Source organism: Sphingorhabdus lacus (assembly GCF_009768975.1).
Taxonomy (GTDB): domain Bacteria; phylum Pseudomonadota; class Alphaproteobacteria; order Sphingomonadales; family Sphingomonadaceae; genus Sphingorhabdus_B; species Sphingorhabdus_B lacus.
On sequence record NZ_CP035733.1, the window covers coordinates 1,107,403 to 1,127,132 of the forward strand.

15 protein-coding genes are annotated in these 19,730 nt (G+C 56.2%); 3 read left to right on the plus strand and 12 right to left on the minus strand.

Annotated elements, in window-relative coordinates; genetic code table 11:
- Positions 1 to 16: 16 nt before the first annotated feature.
- The 8 genes from addA to EUU25_RS05155 all read right to left on the minus strand — a co-directional run bounded on the left by addA (position 17) and on the right by EUU25_RS05155 (position 12,996).
- Positions 17 to 3,448 (minus strand): double-strand break repair helicase AddA, encoded by a 3,432-nt coding sequence (gene addA / locus EUU25_RS05120; RefSeq protein ID WP_158898893.1) that lies wholly within the window; start codon positions 3,446 to 3,448, stop codon positions 17 to 19.
- Positions 3,445 to 6,420 carry a PD-(D/E)XK nuclease family protein gene (locus tag EUU25_RS05125; RefSeq protein WP_158898895.1) on the minus strand — a complete coding sequence of 992 codons (2,976 nt, stop codon included), beginning with the start codon at positions 6,418 to 6,420 and terminating at the stop codon, positions 3,445 to 3,447. The genes addA and EUU25_RS05125 overlap by 4 nt, the downstream gene beginning before the upstream one ends.
- Entirely contained in the window at positions 6,407 to 7,135 is a 729-nt protein-coding gene (locus EUU25_RS05130; protein ID WP_158898897.1) for a nucleotidyltransferase family protein, read from the minus strand. The genes EUU25_RS05125 and EUU25_RS05130 overlap by 14 nt, the downstream gene beginning before the upstream one ends.
- The gene (locus tag EUU25_RS05135) at positions 7,132 to 8,124 is read right to left on the minus strand and encodes an aminoglycoside phosphotransferase family protein (RefSeq protein ID WP_158898899.1); all 993 of its coding nucleotides are present in this window, start codon (positions 8,122 to 8,124) and stop codon (positions 7,132 to 7,134) included. Before EUU25_RS05135 ends, EUU25_RS05130 begins: the two co-directional genes overlap by 4 nt.
- Complete coding sequence (tsaE, locus tag EUU25_RS05140; protein WP_158898901.1) at positions 8,108 to 8,539, minus strand: tRNA (adenosine(37)-N6)-threonylcarbamoyltransferase complex ATPase subunit type 1 TsaE; 432 nt, start codon at positions 8,537 to 8,539, stop codon at positions 8,108 to 8,110. Before tsaE ends, EUU25_RS05135 begins: the two co-directional genes overlap by 17 nt.
- Complete coding sequence (locus EUU25_RS05145; protein ID WP_158898903.1) at positions 8,536 to 10,896, minus strand: PAS domain-containing sensor histidine kinase; 2,361 nt, start codon at positions 10,894 to 10,896, stop codon at positions 8,536 to 8,538. The genes tsaE and EUU25_RS05145 overlap by 4 nt, the downstream gene beginning before the upstream one ends.
- Positions 10,897 to 11,013: 117 nt before the next feature.
- Entirely contained in the window at positions 11,014 to 12,408 is a 1,395-nt protein-coding gene (gene ahcY, locus EUU25_RS05150) for an adenosylhomocysteinase (RefSeq protein WP_187351293.1), read from the minus strand.
- 99 nt (positions 12,409 to 12,507) lie between these two features.
- Positions 12,508 to 12,996 carry an S-adenosyl-L-homocysteine hydrolase gene (locus tag EUU25_RS05155; RefSeq protein WP_158898905.1) on the minus strand — a complete coding sequence of 163 codons (489 nt, stop codon included), beginning with the start codon at positions 12,994 to 12,996 and terminating at the stop codon, positions 12,508 to 12,510.
- Between the two features lie 259 nt (positions 12,997 to 13,255).
- Between EUU25_RS05155 and EUU25_RS05160 the strand changes: the two genes are divergently transcribed.
- From EUU25_RS05160 to EUU25_RS05170, 3 genes are all read left to right on the plus strand, one after another.
- Complete coding sequence (locus EUU25_RS05160; protein ID WP_158898907.1) at positions 13,256 to 13,735, plus strand: peroxiredoxin; 480 nt, start codon at positions 13,256 to 13,258, stop codon at positions 13,733 to 13,735.
- A gap of 110 nt (positions 13,736 to 13,845) precedes the next feature.
- Complete coding sequence (locus EUU25_RS05165; RefSeq protein ID WP_158898909.1) at positions 13,846 to 15,291, plus strand: AMP nucleosidase; 1,446 nt, start codon at positions 13,846 to 13,848, stop codon at positions 15,289 to 15,291.
- Between the two features lie 65 nt (positions 15,292 to 15,356).
- On the plus strand, positions 15,357 to 15,842 hold the full coding sequence (locus EUU25_RS05170) for a hypothetical protein (RefSeq protein ID WP_158898911.1): 486 nt from the start codon (positions 15,357 to 15,359) through the stop codon (positions 15,840 to 15,842).
- A gap of 95 nt (positions 15,843 to 15,937) precedes the next feature.
- Here the strand turns inward: EUU25_RS05170 and EUU25_RS05175 are convergent, their stop codons facing one another.
- The 4 genes from EUU25_RS05175 to EUU25_RS05190 are packed head-to-tail and all read right to left on the minus strand — an operon-like array spanning position 15,938 to position 19,670.
- Positions 15,938 to 17,770 carry a M2 family metallopeptidase gene (locus tag EUU25_RS05175; protein WP_158898913.1) on the minus strand — a complete coding sequence of 611 codons (1,833 nt, stop codon included), beginning with the start codon at positions 17,768 to 17,770 and terminating at the stop codon, positions 15,938 to 15,940.
- 54 nt (positions 17,771 to 17,824) lie between these two features.
- Positions 17,825 to 18,355: a hypothetical protein gene (locus tag EUU25_RS05180; RefSeq protein WP_158898915.1), complete on the minus strand. Its 531-nt coding sequence runs from the start codon at positions 18,353 to 18,355 to the stop codon at positions 17,825 to 17,827.
- Positions 18,352 to 18,912: a GNAT family N-acetyltransferase gene (locus tag EUU25_RS05185; protein WP_158898917.1), complete on the minus strand. Its 561-nt coding sequence runs from the start codon at positions 18,910 to 18,912 to the stop codon at positions 18,352 to 18,354. The genes EUU25_RS05180 and EUU25_RS05185 overlap by 4 nt, the downstream gene beginning before the upstream one ends.
- Complete coding sequence (locus tag EUU25_RS05190) at positions 18,909 to 19,670, minus strand: alpha/beta fold hydrolase (RefSeq protein ID WP_158898919.1); 762 nt, start codon at positions 19,668 to 19,670, stop codon at positions 18,909 to 18,911. The genes EUU25_RS05185 and EUU25_RS05190 overlap by 4 nt, the downstream gene beginning before the upstream one ends.
- Between the last annotated feature and the right edge of the window lie 60 nt (positions 19,671 to 19,730).

The window sequence follows — 19,730 nt, forward strand, 5'->3', positions numbered from 1 at the left end:
CGCGATAGAATTGCTTTTAAACGGTAGAGGCAGGTTTGTGGGGCTGCAAAACGGCATCCGGCAAGCGGACCAGGCGCGGGGCGTGGGTGAAGAGCAGTGATGCCTCCACCGAGGAATCCGGGAATATCGTCTCCAATGCGGCGACATAGTGCGCCATTTGCCGCAGATACGGTGTGATAACGCCCTGCGCATCTTCGGGGACAGAGCGGCCGGTCTTGAAGTCGATAATGCGCACGCGTCCGGGTTCGACGATCATACGGTCGATCCGGCCTGTAATCACCGTTTCGCCGACCAGCGCCGCCAAGGGCACCTCTGCTTGCGCTTCGGGTTTGAAGAAATCCGCCCATTCGGGGTTGCGAACAACAGCTGTCACCGCTTCGAGGATTTGGCGCTTGTCGATGGCTGCGTCGCGCACCGTGATGTCCAGCCATTTCGCCGCAGCATCTAGGGACGCCTCGTCCGTTATCCGTTCGAACAGCGCGTGCAACAATTTCCCCCGCGCCGCCGCCGCCTGCATCGCGAGGCTGGGCGGGGCGTCGCCATAGTCGTCATCCTCAAGCCGTGAGGGCACCAGAGGCCTTGGCGGGCGGGATTCCTGCGGAGCTGCGGTGAAGAGCCAAGCAGGTGCTTCCAGCGGCGCGGGGTCGTCCTTTGCGCTTTGATCGCGGGTGGCGGGCGGCGCGGCCGAGACGCCATCTTCACCCACATGCCGCATGACCTGGCCCCAGCGCGCGTTATCCTCCCATTCATGGCCAAGGGCGCGCATCGCGCTTTCCATCATCGCGAACCAGCTGTCCGCCGGGGGAACGCCCTTATTCTGTCCGCTCAACGCCCCGCCCATGATCAACCGCTCCTCGGCGCGGGTGACGGCGACGTAGAGGAGGCGGCGGTGCTCTTCCAGTTCGCGGGTTTCCTGCAGCTCCACAATCTCCTGCAACCGCCCGGATTTTTCAGCGCTTCGGATGGCGAGCAGCGGCACATTCTTGCCTTCATCCATGACCAACGCCGACGTCCGGTCGGGCTTCTTACGTGGATCGGAGGTGGCGTCGGCCAGTATGACGACCGGTGCCTGCAGCCCCTTGGAGCCATGCACCGTCATCACCCGCACCTCGTTCGCACCACCCTCGCCTTCGCGCTTGATGATATTCTCGCCCTTTTCGAACCAATGCAGAAAACTCTGTAGCCCGCCGCCCTGCTGTTGCTGGAACAGCAGCGCAGTGTTCAGCATTTCCTCCATCGGCACCAACGCCTCGGTCCCCAGCCGCGCCACAAACTTCCGGCGCGCACCGATGGAGCCGGACAGGATCTGTTCGAGGAAATCATAGACGGTCACAAAATCCGCCGCATCCAGCATGGCGCGCAGCGGCTCCAGTTCATCGGCAATTGCCTCCTGCCCCCGCAGATGCTGCCACAGGCTGACCTTGCGCTCCCCCCGGTAGCCATATTCGAGCAACTTTTCCTGCGTCCAGCCGATGATCGGCGACACCATGATGCACGCAAGGCTGAGGTCGTCGAGCGGCTGCAGCACGAAGCGGATAACCGCAAGCAGGTCCTGCACCACCAAGGGCTGAGCGAGCCGCAGGCGGTCTACACCGGCGACCGGAACCCGACGCTCATGCAATTGCGCGACAAGCAGCGAGGCCACATCGCCGCGGCTGCGCAGGAGGAACATGATATCCCTAGGCTCCAACGGCCGCTTCTGCGTCGCAAGCCACGGCTTCTGGTCGATCAGTTCCTTCGCATAATCCGCCAGCCTTTCGGCAAGGTCGCGCTTTTGATTGGGGACCCAGCTTTCCTCGTCATCATCCCCCTCCTCGTCAGCGGACTTCGGCGATACAGGTGCGAGGAGTTCGACCATCCCGACCTCGGCCGGCATGCGACTATAATGGTCGGGGACTGGGTCCAAGATACCGAAATTCGCATGCCCTGCTTCGTCGATCAGCGCATTGACGAATTGCAGAACCGGTGTCGTTGACCGGAAACTTTGCGACAGGGTCAGGCGGGCAAGTTCGCCCCCTGCACCTTTTATATCCTCGCCGAATTTATTCCCTGCCTCTTCGTAGCGTTCGGGCGCGGTGCCTTGAAAACCGTAAATGGCTTGCTTGAAATCGCCGACCGAGAATATGGTCCGGATGCTATCGGCATTCTGGCCAAAGCCGCTGAAAAAGTCCGACGCGAGCGCGGCCACAATGTCCCATTGCGCCTTATTTGTATCTTGCGCTTCGTCGACGAGAATATGGTCGATCTGCTTATCCAGCTTGAACCGAACCCATTGGGCCATCGCGCCGCTGTTGAGCAGCGCGGCCGTACGCCGGATCATATCGTCAAAGTCGATCACACCCCGCGCATGCTTGGCGTGTGTGTAAAATTGGGCCAGCCTCTTCCCGACGAGCAAGGCGCTGGCGAGACGTTCGGCATAGTCAGCGCGTGTCAGAGTCTCCAACAGCGGTTTGGTCCAGTTTGCCAGGTCGAGAGCTAATTCAGGATACTCATCGACTTGAGGAACCTGACCTTTTGTTTGTGTCTGCGGTTCGTCTTTCGACTTGTTCCACCAGCAGAAATGCAGCTTTTCAAGGGTCGCACCACGTTGTGCCACATCAGATTCAAGCCACTCCGATATGGTGGCAGCACGTTTCAAACCAGTCGCGGTTCCCCAGACTTTGTTTAACGCAACGACGGATTCTAACGCACTGCGGTCTATCGCGCCATCGGACAACGCCGATGCGATCCACTCGTCTAACGGCTCATCAAACTCAACCCCCGCCACACGCCGTGCCCATGAAATAGCCCCCGCCCCATCGGGAATACCCTCCATAACATCGGGAACCGCCGCACATTTGGCGAGGAATTTCTCTGCCGCCTCTTCGCCCATGGCAAGGCTCAGCTTTTGCAGGCTGCGGATCAGGTCCTGATCATCTGCCTCTTCAGCCGCGATGACCATGCTGGCAAGCGCTTCGCGCAAAAGCGCCTGCTGCTCGGCTCCTTCGATCGGCTTAAAACCCGGGACCAGCCCCGCCTCTTCGGGAAAGCTTCCCAAAAGCGATTGGCAGAAACTGTGGATGGTCAAAATCTGCAAACCGCCACCCGGCGCGTCCAATACTTTGGCGAATAATTCGCTGGCGCGCTGGCGGTATTCCGGGCCCGACTTGGCCCCGATCGCCTCCATATCTTTGAACAGCGCGGTATCTTCCAACTGGACCCAGGAGGCGAGCCGCTGGTTGATACGTTCCGCCATTTCCGCTGCACCCGCCTTGGTAAAGGTGATGCACAACAGATTTTCAGGCTCGACGCCTTCTTCGAGCAGCAACCGGATAACGCGTGCTGTAAGAACCTGCGTTTTGCCGGTGCCAGCCGACGCGCTCAGCCAGACATTCTCCTCCGGCTGCACCGCAGCAAGTTGCGCGGGGATGAGCGGATAGAGCGGCGTAAGGGACGTGTCTTCGCTCATGCCCCGTCCGCCTCGGCAATCGACTGGCGACCGTCCCATTCCTGAAGACGCATCAAATGGTCATAGTCGGCATAGTTGGAATATTCGGGGTGCAGTTTCGCCGTGAAAGGTGCTTCACCCAATATCCACATGTTCAACGCTTCTTCGGCCTGGCCCGCAATGAAGGTCACAAATTCATCGGCAGCCTTCTTTTTGTCGCTAGCCTTCGTTGCCGTGGCATGGGCGATATATCCAAAGGCACCACGCTTCTGGTCTTTGCCTAAACTCCAATATTCGAAGCCCAGCGCCTCGCCGCGTACGCCCTTTATCGCGCCGCGTTCGGCCATCAAACCGATCAGCCCCAACTGCAACGCAAAGCCCGCATTGATCTGCTTCGGCTTGGGCGATCCGCCGGTTTTATAGTCCATGATGATCAGGCTGCCATCGGCGGCGGCATCGATACGGTCGGCGCGGCCGGTAATGGTGATGCCGGACAGTTCAAACGATCCCTTTTCTTCGGCGATCAACAGCTGTCGACCATCTTCGTCGCGCAGCTTTTGCGTTTGTTCGGCAATCCAGCGCAGCCCGTCCGCAATACGGGGCTGCCAAAGCGTCCGGAGGATGGGATCAAGCGCGCCATTGGTCAGCAGAGCTTCCGCCCGTGCGACCAGCTTTTCCGGGGCGCATTTGTCGTCGCGAAACCATTTTTCCAATATGTCGTGCACAAGGATGCCGCGCCATTTATGGTCGGGTTCGGCATCAACCGGGTCCATAGGACGTAACCGCAAAACACGCTTGGCGTAAAAGGAATAGGGGTCCGACTTGAGCTGGTCGAAATCGGTCACCGAAATGCGGACGCGACGCTGCTCCGCCGCGGGCATGGGTTTGGGCCGGGGCGCGAAGTCCAGCTTTTTAGGCGCATCGTCTAATAGCGCGGCAAGTTGCGGCGTGGTTGCATCTTGCTGCAACGCCTCACCAAGATAGGCACGCATCCGAAGCAGGAAGCGCGATGCAACGCCCGGCCCTCCACGATCACGGCGTGCCCGCGTGAGCACCACATCTTTTGCGCCGAGCGCGGTCGCCAGATCGTGCGCCGAAAGGCCGACATTGCGATCGAGCGTGGCCAGACCCAAATGGCGACGGATGGCAGATGCCAGCCAAGGATCCGGCTGCGCAATTTGCGGCCAGACTGTTTCGTTCAACCCTGCACAGATGACAAGATCCGCCTGTTGCAAGCGGGCTTCCAGCAAACCGTATATGGCGACCCGTGGATGGCCACCATAGGGTGGACGAACGACAGCACCGGAAAGCAGTTCGGTTATGATTGCAGGCAACGCGCTGCTATCGTCCATGGGAATGGCGGACAGGTTGCACTCACCCAATTCGGCCAAGGCCCTCGCCAGCTCCCGGCCTGCGGTACCTTTCCAGATCTGGCCGTCCGTCAACGTGTCGGCGACCGTCTTCAGGGCGTCGAGCGCAGCGACCAGCCCGCCCTTTGCACCATCGTCCAACGCTGAGAGCTGAGCGCTATAGTCCGTCCACCACAGGTTCAACGCGTCATCCGCCGCCTTGGCAATTTCATCCGCAAAAGCAAAAATGCCGACGCCGACACTTGGCCCACGCATACGGGCATCGAGAGAGCGCGCCTGATTTAGCCATTCCAGACGGTCCATTTTCATTCGGACAAGCGGATGCTTCGCGATCTCCAATATGTCGGTCGCCGCAAAACGTCGTGCCACGGCATTAGCCAGCCCCAGAAACAAGGCCCCCTCGGGCGACTGCAGCAAAGGCTTGCCCGCACTGTCATCGACGGAAATGCCCCAGCGACGCAGCTGTGATGTTACCCGTGCGGCAATTTCACGATCGGGGGTAATCAATGCCGTGCGTTGTCCAGGGTGTTCGAGCCTTTGCCGAATATGGACGGCAATGATTTTTGCTTCCTGCGCGCTATCGTCGGCTTCGATCAGGCGTACATGCGCCAATTTTTTCCGGTTGGGCGGAAGTTCACGCCAATGCGTGCTTCGTTCGGGAACGCAGAAAATATCGGTGATGCTGTCGGCCATTGCGGGCGCTGCACCGGATGAAATCGTTGCAACTTCGTCCCGCGCAATCGCCATGCGATCAAGCAACAGGCGTAGATGGAATTGCGGATGCACTTCGGCATTGCGACGGGGCTTGGAAACACCATCCTCGCTCTTCGGTGGACGCAGCGCATCCCAATCTGCCTCAGGCATATTCAGGTCAACGCCTGGCAGGATCACCGACCCGTTCGGAAGGCGGGCAACACGGCGCAACAGATTGGACACCGCGATAGCCGATGTTGTTATCCCCGCGGCAATCAGGGGCGAAGACGGCGGATTTTCGCGCAAACGCTGTTCGAGCCTGCCCAGCAAAATATTCCTGCGTTCGGCAGGGCCCAGAAGCTTTCGATTGGCAAGCTCGGTTCGGTAGGCAGGGATAATTTCGCTGATCTGCCCGTATGCGCTGAGCCAATGTTCGGGCAGTTCAGCTACCGCCTCTAGGGACTTGAGCCGTTCAAAATCGACCTGCTCGATTTCCAGCTCGTCGATCATTTCCGCCAATTTGCGCGCAAGCCGCAGGGATTCTGCCGCGGTGACCGATTGCCCTGTTGGACGGTTCTTTACAACCAGATCGGCCAACAACAGGATGCGGCTGGCAGGGCTGATAACCGGCCATACGACATCATCGTCCGACAGCGGGTCCAAAATTGGCCCCAATGCTTCGTCCAGTGCGAGGTCACCAATCGCCACCATTTTCGGCAGCAGCAATCCCGGCGAAACCGTGCGCACAAAGGCTTCGGTCATCGCCTTGATCGCGCGGTTGTTCGGCAACAGCAGCGTCATCCGCGTTATGCCAAGCGGATCATCGCCGCAGTTCGCCAGAACAAATCCGACCGTCGCGTCGCAAAAATCCGAGCCGAGAGGAACCGTGAAGACGCGTGTCGCCCGATGTGCGGGTTCAGCGCTGGGCATGGCTCATCAATTTAGCCTCGGTTGCTGCGATTGCGTCGGGATATCCGACATCAAACCACAGTCCCTCATGCACCAAACCATAGCAACGCCCCCTAGCAATGGCGCGATCCCAAAAGACATTGGTGGAAAATACTTCCGACGGCGGATCGATAATGAGACGTTTGGACAGCATCTGGATTCCGGTCCAGACATAAGCGGCCTGCTGGTCGGCTTTCCGGCGGGACAAGCGTCCATCCACATCAAGATCAAAGTCGCCCTGCCCTTGGGTGTTATTTGCCTCTGCATAGGGGATCAGCAGCATGAGGACATCCATAGCGCTGTCATCCCATGCCGCCATCAACCGGGTGAAGGCGTTTTCGCCGTCATTAGTCCACCAATTGTCGGCATTGACGCAAATGAAAGGGTCGTCGGGAATGAACGGCAGTGCCCGCACCAGCCCGCCACCTGTATCCAGCAGCAGATCGCGCTCGTCCGAGATGGCGACTTTAAAATCGGCGGCATGGTCGGCCATATGGTCTTCGACCTGCGACGCGCGATAATGGGCATTGATGACAATCTGGCCGACGCCTGCGTCGCGCAGGTGGTCGAGCACATGGTCGAGCAACGCGGTGCCCGCGACCGCAACCAGCGGCTTGGGCCGGTCTGCCGTCAACGGCATCATCCGGGTCCCCTTGCCCGCCGCCATGATCATGGCGGTGTTCACATGATGGCTCATTCCGGCGCCAGCATATTGGGGGCGATCCGGCGGACTTCCTGCGGGATATATGTGTCGAACCAGCTTTTCAGCGGCGCTAGCCCAGGATGATCCAGATCGCGTTCGAGCAATGTCCACATGCGCGGCAAGAAGTCGAGGTAACGCTCCTTCCCATCACGCTTCCACAACCGCGTGAAGATACCGATGATCTTGGTATTCCGCTGCGCACCAACGAGAGCATAATGATAGCGGAAATCGGCGTCCGGATGGGCTGTCTGAATATAATGATCCAGCATTTCCGCCTCCAGTTCCGCGGACACCTCACGCCGTGCATCTTGCAAGAGCGACACCAGATCATAGGCGGGGTGTCCGATCAAGGCGTCCTGAAAATCAATAAGGCCCTGATCGCCATCGTCGAGGAGCATGACATTTTCGGCGTGATAATCGCGCAAGACGGTCACCATATGAGCATTGGCAATCGGTGCGAGTGCTTCACTCCAAATCCGGTCAAATTCGGCCGGATCGAAATCGAGCCGCATGGCCGGCATATACCACTCCGCGAGCAGGCGCACTTCGCGCAAATAGACGGCTTCGTCATAAGGCGGCAGGTCGGCACGTGTGCTTTTCGACAGGGCAATGATCGTGTCGATGGCTTGCTTATATATTTTCGCTTCATCCGACGGACATTCGTCCAAATGCTCGCGCATCCGCCGGTCGCCGAAATCCTCTATCAAGACGAACCCGCGTTTCAGGTCATGCCCATAGATGATCGGCGCGCGAAATCCCTGACCGGTCAGATATTGGGCGACATCGATAAAGGGCTTGGGGTCTTCATGGGGCGGCGGGGCGTCCATCAAAATGGCCTTCCCCTTGTCGGCATGCGACACCCGGAAGTAGCGGCGGAACGAGGCATCGCCCGGCATCGGGTACACGCGCGCGGCGCTCCAGCCTGTCTGGTGCAGAAATTCATCCAGCCCGGCGGGCATGACAGGGTCAATCTGTTGCGTCATTTTCTTCCGTCTTCATCTGTACCGTACGCGAACCGTCCGGCTGAGGCTGTATGTCGATCGAGAGGGTGGGCACCGTATATTCGGGGCCTGCCCGACCCGCCCATTCCACCAAGGTGATCCGGTCGGACCGTTCGTCCGCAAGGCCGAGTTCCTCCAGGTCGGCGACACCGTCCAACCGATACAAATCTGCATGGGCGACGGCAATCGATACTTCGGGGGGCTCATATTGATGCACGATGGCATAGGACGGGCTCGCGACTTCGCCTCTGAAACCCAGACCTTGCAATATGCCGGCGCACAGCACTGTTTTTCCGGCGCCCAAGGGACCGTCAATCGATACCCAGTCGCCCGCGTGCAGCGTCCCCGCCAACTCCCGGCCAAAGGCGCGCATATCCTCTTCGGTCTTCAGGATCATCGGCTCGGGATCGTCATGATGATGGTAGAACCTTCGCCCGGTTTGGACTCGATCCGGAACGTGCCATGATGCGTTTCGATCAACTGCTTGGCGAGCGGTAGGCCGAGCCCTTGCAAAATGGGATCGTCGGAAAGCTGCAACGCTTTCTTGCCATCGCCCTGGACGATTTTCTGGTTTTCCTCACTGATGCCAGGGCCATTATCGGAGACGATGATCTCGAGAAGGTCCTTGCTCGTGCGGGCGAACAGGAGTACTTCGCCACCCTCTTTATGATAACGAATTGCATTATCAAGAATTTGCCCAACCGCCTGCCCGATCCGCTTGGAATCCAAGGAAAAAAGCCCTTTTGCCTCCTCCAACCGAAGATGCAATTCAACCCCCCGCTCCCTGGCAAAAGCCGACTTAGCTTCAGCCGAGTTAACAAGTAGGGTCCGAACGTCGACTTTCTCCCTAGCAATCGGCATCGCTCCGGCTTCGCTCTGACTGTAATCAAGGACCGTATTGATCTGCTCCGACAACCGCTCAGCCGAAGTCAGGATCGCATCGACATATTCCAGCGCCTGCCCGTTCAACTCCCCGGCAACGCCCGCTTTCAAAAGATCGGCAAAGCCGCTGATCGAGGTAAGCGGCGTCCGGAACTCATAGCTCATATTGGCTAGGAACTTGGCTTTGATACCGTCCGCCTCCTGCAGCGCCGCATTCCGATCCCGAAGCGCTTGCTCGATCTTCAGGCTGTCGGACATATCCAGCATCGTAAACAGTGCATTGCCGTCGGGTAGCGGAATGGTGGCAATCTGGAATATCCGCTCGTCGGCAAAAACGGCCTTGCTACGACGCTGCTCCCGATTGGCAGTAGTCATCCGGACCAGTTCACCGATGATAGATATCTGCGATTGCTTCTTGAGGTGCTTGGACATCAACGGCAGAATTTCGTCAAGGCGCGGATGCCGGATCAATATCTCGTCCGGCAAGCCCCATGTTTCGGCAAACAGGCGGTTCCAGATGCTGAGACGACCATCGGCGGCAAATACCGCGATCGCCTCAAACAGATTGTCAAAGGTTGCCGTCCGCACCCGCAGCAAGATATCCCGCGCACTCGCCAGCTGCGCCTGTTCGGTCCGGTCCTCAAATATCAGCAAAAGCCCGCCATCGGGTACCGGTTGTGCCAATACGCGCAAATGCGTCCCGTCAGGCAACAGCCAGTTTTCCTCGCTTGGTTCGGGATTCCGAAACCAATTTTCCCTCTCACCACGCCATGCCGGAAAATCACGAACTTCCGGGAGCTTGCCATTTTCACGCATCCGATCAAGCACCCGTGCAAACTCCGGTTTTTCGGTCAGCCACTGGTCGCGAAAAGCAAATAGCCTTTGAAAAGGAAGATTTGCAAAAATTAGCGAATAGTCCGAACCGAATTGCACGACACCCGCCGACATCATGTTCAACAGATGCCGTTGCGCATCGGACAACTGGCGAAACTCCGTCCGCGCTGCGGTCAGATCCTGAACATCAATGGCCATCCCAGCAACTCCTGACGCACCGTCCGTTCCGAGCGGGATGTCGAACACGCGCAGTTGCCGTCGTTCGGCACCCAAAGTTGCCGATACAATTCGCTCTGTCTTTAGGCCACTCTGCATCGCTTCGGCGGCAAAAGACGCTGCAGTTTTGCCATTTTCCGGTTCGAGAAGCTCAATGCCATCCTGCACGACCTGAAATCCGTCCGAAGCACCGACAGCGTCAACATAAGCCTGATTCACGAAGTTCAGCGACATATCCGGACTGCGGTGCCACATCGGCAAAGGCGCGGATTCGATCAAACCGGCCAAGGCAGAAAAGGCGGCTTTTGCCTTTTCGGACTCCTCAGTCCGCGCCTCCAATTCACGCAGACTTTCAGTGGAGTCGAAAAACCACAGTAACGCTGCGCCATTCGGATAGATTACGGTGTCGGCGATCTCGCCCATAACAAGCAAACGGCGGGGCGAACCCGTGATCGCCAAGGGCAGAACAAAATCTTTGCCCGTCCTCTGCGTTTCTCGGACTTTTTCTTCAAGCCGAGAAAGATCCGAATTACTCAATCCCCCTTCGCTCCGTCCGCCAAGATCGGTCAGTGACACTGCGGGGCCAGACAAACCCATCAATCGTGAAAATCGGTCAGCCGCTTCGATCCGGCCGTCCCCTTTTACCACGACCGGGAACGCCGGTGCGGTCTCGAGGAGCCGGGCCAGTCGCGAGGTCTGCCGCAATATTTTTTGCGAACGCCTGCGCAGAGAAAAGCCGATCCAAATAGCGACCGTGGCTCCTACAAGCCACAGCGCCATCAAAACGCCTATCAATGCAATTGGCAGGCCTTCGCCCGTCATTAGTTCGCTGTCCTTTGCACTTTCACAGACTTTCTAATGCCCGAAAGGCGACGCGGCGCAACAAAAAAACCCGCTGCGTTTCCGCAGCGGGCTCCTCTGATATCAGATTTATGTGGATCAATATCGATAATGATCCGGCTTGAAGGGACCCTCGGTAGACACGCCAATATAACTGGCCTGCTTTTCGGTAAGTTTCGTCAGCTTAACGCCCAGCTTTTCAAGGTGCAGCATAGCCACCTTTTCATCGAGGTGCTTTGGCAGAACATAGACTTCGTTCTTATAACTTGCACCGTTGGTCCAAAGCTCGATCTGCGCCAGGACCTGGTTGGTAAAGCTCGACGACATCACGAAGCTCGGATGCCCGGTTGCACAGCCGAGGTTCACGAGACGACCCTTTGCCAACACGATTATCTGTTTGCCATCAGGAAACTCAACGAGGTCGGTTCCGGGCTTTACTTCGGTCCAGTTATAATTGGATAAAGCCGCAATCTGGATTTCGCTGTCGAAATGGCCGATGTTGCATACAATGCTCATCGGTTTCATGTTCATCATATGCTCGGCGGTAATGACGTCCGCATTTCCTGTCGCGGTGCAAAAGATATCCGCCCGCGTCACAGCTTCTTCCATAGTGACGACTTCAAAGCCCTCCATCGCCGCCTGCAAAGCACAAATCGGGTCAACTTCGGTAACCATCACGCGCGCGCCGCCATTCCGGAGCGACTGGGCAGAGCCTTTGCCTACATCACCGAAACCGGCAACACATGCAACTTTACCCGCCAACATAACGTCGGTGGCACGACGGATGGCGTCGACGAGCGATTCCTTGCAACCATATAGATTGTCGAACTTCGACTTCGTCACGCTGTCATTGACGTTAATGGCCGGGAAAGGCAGTTCGCCCTTCTTGGCAATTTCGTAAAGGCGGTGAACGCCGGTGGTGGTTTCTTCTGACACGCCCTTCAGGTTGCGGACCGTCTCGGTCAGATATCCGGGCTTTGCGGCAACAAAAGCCTTCAGCGCACGCTGGAATTCCACTTCTTCTTCGTTTTCTGGTTCGCCAAAGCTCTCGCCCCGCTCCAGCTTCGCCCCCCAAAGCGCGAACATGGTTGCATCGCCACCATCGTCCAAAATGATATTCGCAGTGGTATCGTCGCCCCAGTCAAAAATACGACCAACATAATCCCAATAATCGGCAAGGCTTTCACCCTTTACCGCGAAGACGGGAATTTCGCGCGCAGCAATCGCAGCCGCAGCATGGTCCTGCGTCGAAAAGATGTTGCAAGTCGCCCAACGCACATCAGCGCCGAGTGCTACAAGGGTTTCAATCAGAACTGCTGTCTGGATCGTCATGTGCAGCGATCCAACGATCCGCGCACCCTTCAAGGGTTGAGACGCACCAAATTCTTCACGCAGGGCCATGAGGCCGGGCATTTCGGTTTCGGCAATGTTGATTTCTTTACGGCCAAAATCGGCCTCGCCGATATCGGCAATGACATAATCGTTGAAAGCCACGGGCTTGATCTCCGGGAGGGTTTAGAATGGCCCCGCCCTTAGCCTTGGCCTTCAACGAAATCAAATATAAAGATTACTTTATATGTTTGGGCAGACGATTTATGGGCGCGTTGCAATCCGTGCCGGACAGACCGGGCCGCTCCAAGATTGACCGACGACCGTTAAATCTGCAGCGGCCGCCATAGTCACGACGCCGTGGGATTCCGAAGACAATTTTGCCGCAAGTTCTTTTAGTTGCTTACAGTTCAATGTCTTATGGCCGTTCCCATAACTATTCGCAAATCCGATAGACATCCGATCTAAGGCCCCTTCGGCACCGCGGGCACCGTATGTCTGGGCAAGATGTCCTTTCAACGCGGCATTTTGCGACCCGATCAGGCTGTTATGCTTTGTCACGAAACGATTATAGTGCGGTAGGAAATTGTCCGGTGTGTTTCGGCACCGCAAGGCAGTTACCATCAACATAGTGTTGAGATGCTTGATTTTGGCAGCATCCTGCGCGGCATTGGTCCAACACGCATGTGCAGGTTGCGACGACAACGCAACCATGACTGCAACGCACGCCAATTTTTTCGAAAAGCTGATCATTTCCCCAACCCCTTTGCTTGCTCAACAAGGCAAGAATTGACGATCCTGATGAATCAACAGCTAAGGGGTGGGGTTAACAAAGTTAAACCACATATCTTCTTGAAAATTGTGAGAGATAAAATTCCGTCCAAATGGCACAATTTTCGGAACGAATGGTTCACGTGACACGTCGGATACCCCTTCCCTCCTCGACATGCTTGACACATGGATGGTCGTCACGGATTAGAATGAATCAAAATTACCCCCGAAAGGAATGAATATGAGTATTTCAGTTGGCGACAAAATACCCGATGTTAAATTGGTCAAGGCCACCGCCGACGGCCCACAGCCGGTCCAGTCGGCCGATTACTTCGCTGGCCGACGTATCGCGCTATTCTCGGTACCGGGCGCCTTCACGCCGACCTGTTCCGCGCGCCATCTTCCGGGCTTTGTAGAAAAAGCGGACGATTTGGCAGCAAAGGGCATTGATGAAATCGCTTGCACAGCAGTGAATGATGCATTTGTGCTTGGCGCATGGAATAAGTCTGGCGGATCGGAGGCGATTACAATGCTCGCGGACGGTAATGGCGATTTTGCCGCCGCGCTAGGCCTTGAAATGGATGGAACAGCGTTCGGGATGGGCAAGCGCGGGCAGCGCTTCTCGCTCGTCGTCAACGACGGCGTCGTGGAACAAGTTAACGTCGAAGCACCAGGCGACTTCAACGTCAGTTCGGCCGAACATATGCTCGGGCAACTTTAAGTAGATTTTGAAGGAACCCGGATGGGGTTCGATGAATCGACACACAGCTTAGGGAGGGGCAACCCTCCCTTTTTTGTTGCGAAAATCCAAAATTTCGTGGATGCGTGCTTATGCCTAGCGAAGATTCAAACACACTCATACAGCAGCTTGTAACTGAGTACGATGCCTCGGTTAAACGCCTCCAAAATGCACTTGCGCACTATTTAAAGACTGGCGTACCACCCACAGCAGAGGAGCGCGATCGCCGCGATTTCTGCTATCCCGAACTTGTGATTACCTATCGCGGCAAAGAGCGGGAGACGGTCACGAACTTATCCTTCGGAAAATTAGAGAAGGTTGGAACATACCGCACCACATTTACCAAGCCGGAGATGTTTGCCGATTACGTTGGAGAACAGCTTGACCTGCTTGTCGAGCAGTATGAATTAGAGATTGCAGTCGGTCGGAGCCGTCAGGAAATACCGTTTCCCTATGTACTCGATGGTTCCGCTGATTTGGAGTTGGGCACAACCAGCCCCAATGAACTGGCGCGCCATTTCCCTACAACCGAGCTAGCTGACATCGGTGACGAGATTGCCGACGGTCTATTGCGCGTTAAGGGCAGTGACAATTCGCCATTAGCCTTGTTCGATGCGCTGCGCACCGATTTTTCGCTTGCCCGCCTGCGCCATTATACCGGCGCTCCGGCGGAGCATGTGCAGAATTACATCCTCTTTACCAACTACCATCGCTATGTGGACGAATTCGTCAGTTGGGCATGCACACAGGTGGGCAACGGCCGCTATACCGCTCTTTCCGGTGCGGGTGGTCTTTATGTCGATCAGGCAACAGATAATGCCGCGCAACTGGTAGCCGACAGCACATGGCGGCGTCACCAGATGCCCGCTTATCATTTGATGGCACCAGACCGGACCGGTATCACTCTTGTGAATATTGGTGTTGGTCCATCAAACGCCAAAACCATCTGCGACCATTTGGCAGTGATGCGGCCTGAGGCTTGGTTGATGATTGGCCATTGCGGGGGTTTACGCGAAACACAACGCATCGGGGACTATGTACTCGCCCACGCATATTTGCGCGATGACCACATTCTCGATGATGTTTTACCGCCTGAGATCCCCATACCTCCGATCGCGGAAGTCCAGCAAGCGCTTGCCGTTGCCGCCGAACATGTGTCAGGGACAAGTGGCGCCAATCTGAAGCGAAGGATGCGAACTGGTACCGTCGTAACAACAGACGACCGCAATTGGGAATTGCGTTATTCTGCTTCCGCGCTTCGTTTTTCTCAGAGTCGCGCTATCGCGATCGATATGGAATCGGCCACAATTGCTGCTCAAGGATACCGCTTCCGTGTTCCTTATGGCACGCTGCTGTGCGTTTCCGACAAGCCCTTGCACGGCGAGATAAAGTTGCCTGGGCAAGCGAACCGCTTTTATGAAGAAGCGATTGCCGCACACCTCCAAATCGGCATTCAAACTTGCGACTTGTTGCGCGAAGCGGGCAACAGCCTGCATAGCCGCAAACTCCGAGCCTTTAACGAGCCTCCTTTCCGCTAGGGACCGGCTGGAACTTTAGCTCGATTGATCGTGTTATGTAACAATGCTAGGCCGCAAGGGAGAAGATGATGGTACAAAAAAGCAAAACATCGGATGCATTGGACAAAGCTGCAGCCAAGCTGCGCAGTTTTGCTGAAAAAGTAAAAGACACAGCCCAGTCAAGCGCTGATTCCGCATCGGCCAGTGCGCGCTCAGCGGCTGATACCATCGGTGACGCGGCAACTCGGGCAGTGAAGTCTGTAAAAGCCAATCAGGGTAAAACTGCAGCCGTCGCAGGCGCAGTAGTCGCAGCAGCAGCGGTAGCGGCGGTCGCTGGGAAAAAAGCCTACGACGCCCAGAAATCGAAATCCGTCAAAAAGGCATCTACAAAAAGCGCCGGAGCAAAGAAACCGGCTGCTAAAAAGCCCGCAACGCCAGCGGCGAAAGCGCCCAACAAGCCGAAGGCAGCACCAAAACCAAGTGCAAGCACAACGACCTCAAAGTCGTCAACTGCTAGCAAGCGAGCGCCTGCACCAAAATCTACGACAACGTCCAAGCCGACCGCAAAGTAAGCAAACTACGAAAGCGCTGACCGCACGATCCAATTGCCGTGAACCAGCAAAAGAGGAAAAGCGGCCGGCCCGAAGAAAGGCGGGCCGCTTTTCTTTTACCAACCCTTTTTCGCTCCCTTATTCTGCGTTTCGAGCCATTTCATCAAGGGGGCGAAATATTCGAGCATTGCCTTGCCTGACATTTCGCGACTGCCCGTGAACGCTTCGAGTGCGTCAGGCCAAGGTTTCGACGCACCCATTTCCAGCATCGCGTTCAGGCGCTTGCCGACTTCTTTGTTGCCATAAAAGGAACAGCGGTGCAGCGGTCCCTTCCATCCGGCGGTGTCGCAAGCGGCTTTGTAGAATTGGAACTGCAAAATGCGCGCCAGGAAATAGCGTGTATAAGGCGTATTTCCCGGCACGTGATATTTCGCGCCAGCATCAAAGGCATTCGCATCACGCACCACGGGAGGCACAATGCCTTGATATTGCGTACGCAGCTTCGTCCAAGCAGTGTTATAATCGGCAGGTTTGATATCCCCGGCAAAGACACCCCAACGCCACTTGTCGACAATAACGCTAAACGGAAGGAAAGCGACTTTGTCCATCGCTTGACGCAACAGCAGGCCGTTGTCCTTGTCTGCACTCGGCACCTTCGACGCATCAAGCAGACCGATCTGAACCAAATAATCCGGCGTAATCGAAAGCGCAATTGCGTCACCAATTGCTTCATGAAACCCGTCATTGGCTCCATTTAGATGTAAATAGCTCTGCTTATTATATGCACGTTGATAATAATTATGGCCGAGTTCATGGTGCACCGTGACGAAATCATTACTATTGATCTTGATGCACATCTTGATGCGGAGATCATCTACATTTGTGATGTTCCATGCCGACGCATGGCACACGACTTCACGGTCAGCAGGTTTCAGGAATTGTGAACGGGCGTAGAATGTTTCGGGCAGCGGCGCGAAACCGAGCGACGAGAAAAAGCCTTCGCCAATTTTGACCATGCCGATCTCATCAACTTTTTTCGCTTTCAACAGTTCACCGATATCATAGCCGATGTCGCCGGAACCGGCCGGTGCGACGATATCGTAGATATCGCCCCATTCCTGCGCCCACATGTTGCCCAACAGATCAGCGCGGATGGCACCGGCCTTACCCTGCACCGCATCACCATATTTCTTGTTCAGCTGCGCACGAACATAAGTGTGCAGTTCGTCATAGAGCGGCTTTACCTCCAGCCACAGCTTGTCGGTGAGTTTCGCAAAATCATCTGCGGGCATATCATAACCCGAGCGCCACATGGCGCCCAAGTCGGCAAAGCCCAATTCACGGGCGCCTTGATTGGCGATTTCAGCCATGCGGACATAATCTGCCTTCATAGGCGCGCCGACATTGTCATGCCAACTGACCCACATCTCCTTTAATTCTTCCGGATTGCGGTTCGTACCCATTTCGGCCTCAATATCCGACCCGTTGATCGGCTGACCTTTCAGCGTTCCCTTCCCTTTGCCGTAGGAAGAATTTAGCCTGGTTGCGATTTCAGACAGTTCCTTTGCGGCGCCCGGCGTTGTCGGTGCGGGTAAAACCAAGCCGCCGCGCAATATATCGAGCTTCCGCTTGGCTTCTGCCGAAAGGCCGCTGACATTCTGGTATTTCGCGGCTTCTAGCGCGTATTGAACCGATTTTTCAGTACCAATCTCTCCATATTTTGCTGCCAGCGCATCCGTATCATCGGTGATATAAGTGTTATTCACCCAGGCTACGCGACCACCTTCGACCGAAAAGTCAAATAGGTCCTTTTCTGCGCGCGACAAAAAGGCTTCTGCCTCAGCAACCGAAGGGTTCGCACTAACAACGTCCGCACTTTGCGCGAATGCGACCGATGGAATCGAAATGGTAGCGACCGCCAGTGCAGCCAGCGAGACTAAATTTTTCATATGAGGTTCCCAGCAAATATTATGACGGAATGTTGGAACTTTCTTACGCTGCCGTCAAGCGGCCCGCCTTGACCTTCGTCGAAGGAATAACGCGACTAGCAGACCGACGAACGTCACTAGGAATGCAGTTGATTTAATCGGTTGCGCTGTTGCGGCAATGGAGGCCAACCTGTCGTCGCCTTTGAAAGTCACAGCCTGAACGAACTGGCAGATAGTTTCGAGATAGTCCGCAAAGCCTACCACAACGGCAGCTCCAACAATAACCCATCCCAGACGACGCAGCGCAGCACCGTCAGACCGGGCAAATAAGCGACCACCGCAATAGGCTCCGTAAGAATATACTCCGATATACACGAGATCGAGAGCCATGCCGAAGCGTGCCAAATTCATAACGCCGGCGGTTTGCCAGGCTGCTTGAATTGCATCGACACGGAGAGCAGTCGCAGCGGCTTGATGGTCCCTGATACCCCATGGCGAGACCGCGTTGGCGAACCAAGGATTCATTGCGATCATCGCGGCGAGAATTAGCAATCCGCCTAGCCAAAAACGCCAGAAATGCCGCTCCAATCTGCTTTCGCGCATCATATACCCTCCAATGCCAACGCTCCGTTTCGCGCATCTTCTACCGTCAGATGATACATCACATAGTCCTGAATCTGCCCCCGATATTCGCGCTTATATTCCCGGATGAACCTTCCGCCGAGGCGTTCGACAGCGGTACGTGAACGCAGATTATGCGCGCCAATCTGAAACACAACGGTGCGAACATGTCGAAAAATATGCCGGAGCATCAGGGCTTTCGCGTCCCGATTAAAGCCACCGCGCCAGTGGCTGCAGGCGAAGAAGGTCCAGCCGATCTCAATTTCACCCGCCGCCCCGTCATAATTTGCAAAACGGCTGCTCCCGATCATATTGCCGGTTGCCTTATCGACAATGGCGAAGGCGCCTTGCGACGCCATGGCTTCCGCGAAAAAGCCTTCAAACACTTCGCGTTTGTATCGGTCGCGATAGGGGTGCATCGCCCAGATTTCCGGGTCCGCGGCCACGGCGTAAAGTTCCTCGAAATCTGTTTCGGCAAGCGGTCGTAGGCTAACCTTCTCTCCGATCAGCGTGGGTTGGATATCAAAGGGTGGCAAGGTCACCAGACAGGCCCCTTCAAAGCCGCGGCCATCGCTGCACCCAGTTCGGACTTCACGACTGCGCTCATATGATTTCCGGGCACTTCGAACAGCTTTCCTTGTGGGAGTAGCGCCGCAAGATCGGCGGCCGAGCCATTGTCCTGATCCTCCACGCCGCAAATGACAGCAACCGGAAGGTTAAAGCTGCGTAACTGCGCTTCATCGGTGTCGACGAAGCTATCGAGGATCAGTCGCAAGGCGACAGGATCGCCACCTGTTGTCTTCAGGAAAGCTTCCGCCATGAAGGCAGGTGAACCCCGTTCGTGCTGGCCAAGATTATCGAGGACGTGTTTGAAATGCCCGCTACGCTTTCCGGTTTGCGTCAATCCTTCAAGGCCCATCCCCGAAATGATCGCCCGACCGGGTGTCGCCCCCCTGGCCAACATCCGAGCCACGGTTCGGCCACCCAATGAATAACCACCCAGATCATAATCGGTGATCCCAAGATGTTCGAGCAAAGCAAATTGATCATCGGCCAGGATATCCGGAGGATAAGATGCGGCATCATGAGGCTTACCGCTAAGCCCGTGGGCCCGCAGGTCTGGCATGATTACCCGATAGCCTGCCTCAGCAAGCGCGGCGGCGTGGCCATATTTGATCCAGTTGGTATCTGCCTCGCTGAAATAGCCGTGAATTAGGAGCAATGGCCTTCCTTCGCCGGTTTCTTTCCAAGCAATGTTAACTTGGCTGAAGCTTTCGAAGCTGTTTGAACTAACGGTCATTCCGGCCTTTCCAACACTGTTGACCTGCAGTGTTGCCATGGCCGGCCGTCGGAGAAAAGG

What these genes read in the sequence shown, in the direction of transcription:
- EUU25_RS05160 (WP_158898907.1), top strand. Translation starts at nt 13,256, where the DNA reads ATGAGTATTTCAGTTGGCGACAAAATACCCGATGTTAAATTGGTCAAG.
- EUU25_RS05165 (WP_158898909.1), top strand. Translation starts at nt 13,846, where the DNA reads ATGCCTAGCGAAGATTCAAACACACTCATACAGCAGCTTGTAACTGAG.
- tsaE (WP_158898901.1), bottom strand. Translation starts at nt 8,539, where the DNA reads ATGATCCTGAAGACCGAAGAGGATATGCGCGCCTTTGGCCGGGAGTTG.
- EUU25_RS05145 (WP_158898903.1), bottom strand. Translation starts at nt 10,896, where the DNA reads ATGACGGGCGAAGGCCTGCCAATTGCATTGATAGGCGTTTTGATGGCG.
- EUU25_RS05130 (WP_158898897.1), bottom strand. Translation starts at nt 7,135, where the DNA reads ATGAGCCATCATGTGAACACCGCCATGATCATGGCGGCGGGCAAGGGG.
- EUU25_RS05170 (WP_158898911.1), top strand. Translation starts at nt 15,357, where the DNA reads ATGATGGTACAAAAAAGCAAAACATCGGATGCATTGGACAAAGCTGCA.
- EUU25_RS05155 (WP_158898905.1), bottom strand. Translation starts at nt 12,996, where the DNA reads ATGATCAGCTTTTCGAAAAAATTGGCGTGCGTTGCAGTCATGGTTGCG.
- EUU25_RS05190 (WP_158898919.1), bottom strand. Translation starts at nt 19,670, where the DNA reads ATGACCGTTAGTTCAAACAGCTTCGAAAGCTTCAGCCAAGTTAACATT.
- EUU25_RS05135 (WP_158898899.1), bottom strand. Translation starts at nt 8,124, where the DNA reads ATGACGCAACAGATTGACCCTGTCATGCCCGCCGGGCTGGATGAATTT.
- EUU25_RS05125 (WP_158898895.1), bottom strand. Translation starts at nt 6,420, where the DNA reads ATGCCCAGCGCTGAACCCGCACATCGGGCGACACGCGTCTTCACGGTT.
- EUU25_RS05175 (WP_158898913.1), bottom strand. Translation starts at nt 17,770, where the DNA reads ATGAAAAATTTAGTCTCGCTGGCTGCACTGGCGGTCGCTACCATTTCG.
- EUU25_RS05180 (WP_158898915.1), bottom strand. Translation starts at nt 18,355, where the DNA reads ATGATGCGCGAAAGCAGATTGGAGCGGCATTTCTGGCGTTTTTGGCTA.
- addA (WP_158898893.1), bottom strand. Translation starts at nt 3,448, where the DNA reads ATGAGCGAAGACACGTCCCTTACGCCGCTCTATCCGCTCATCCCCGCG.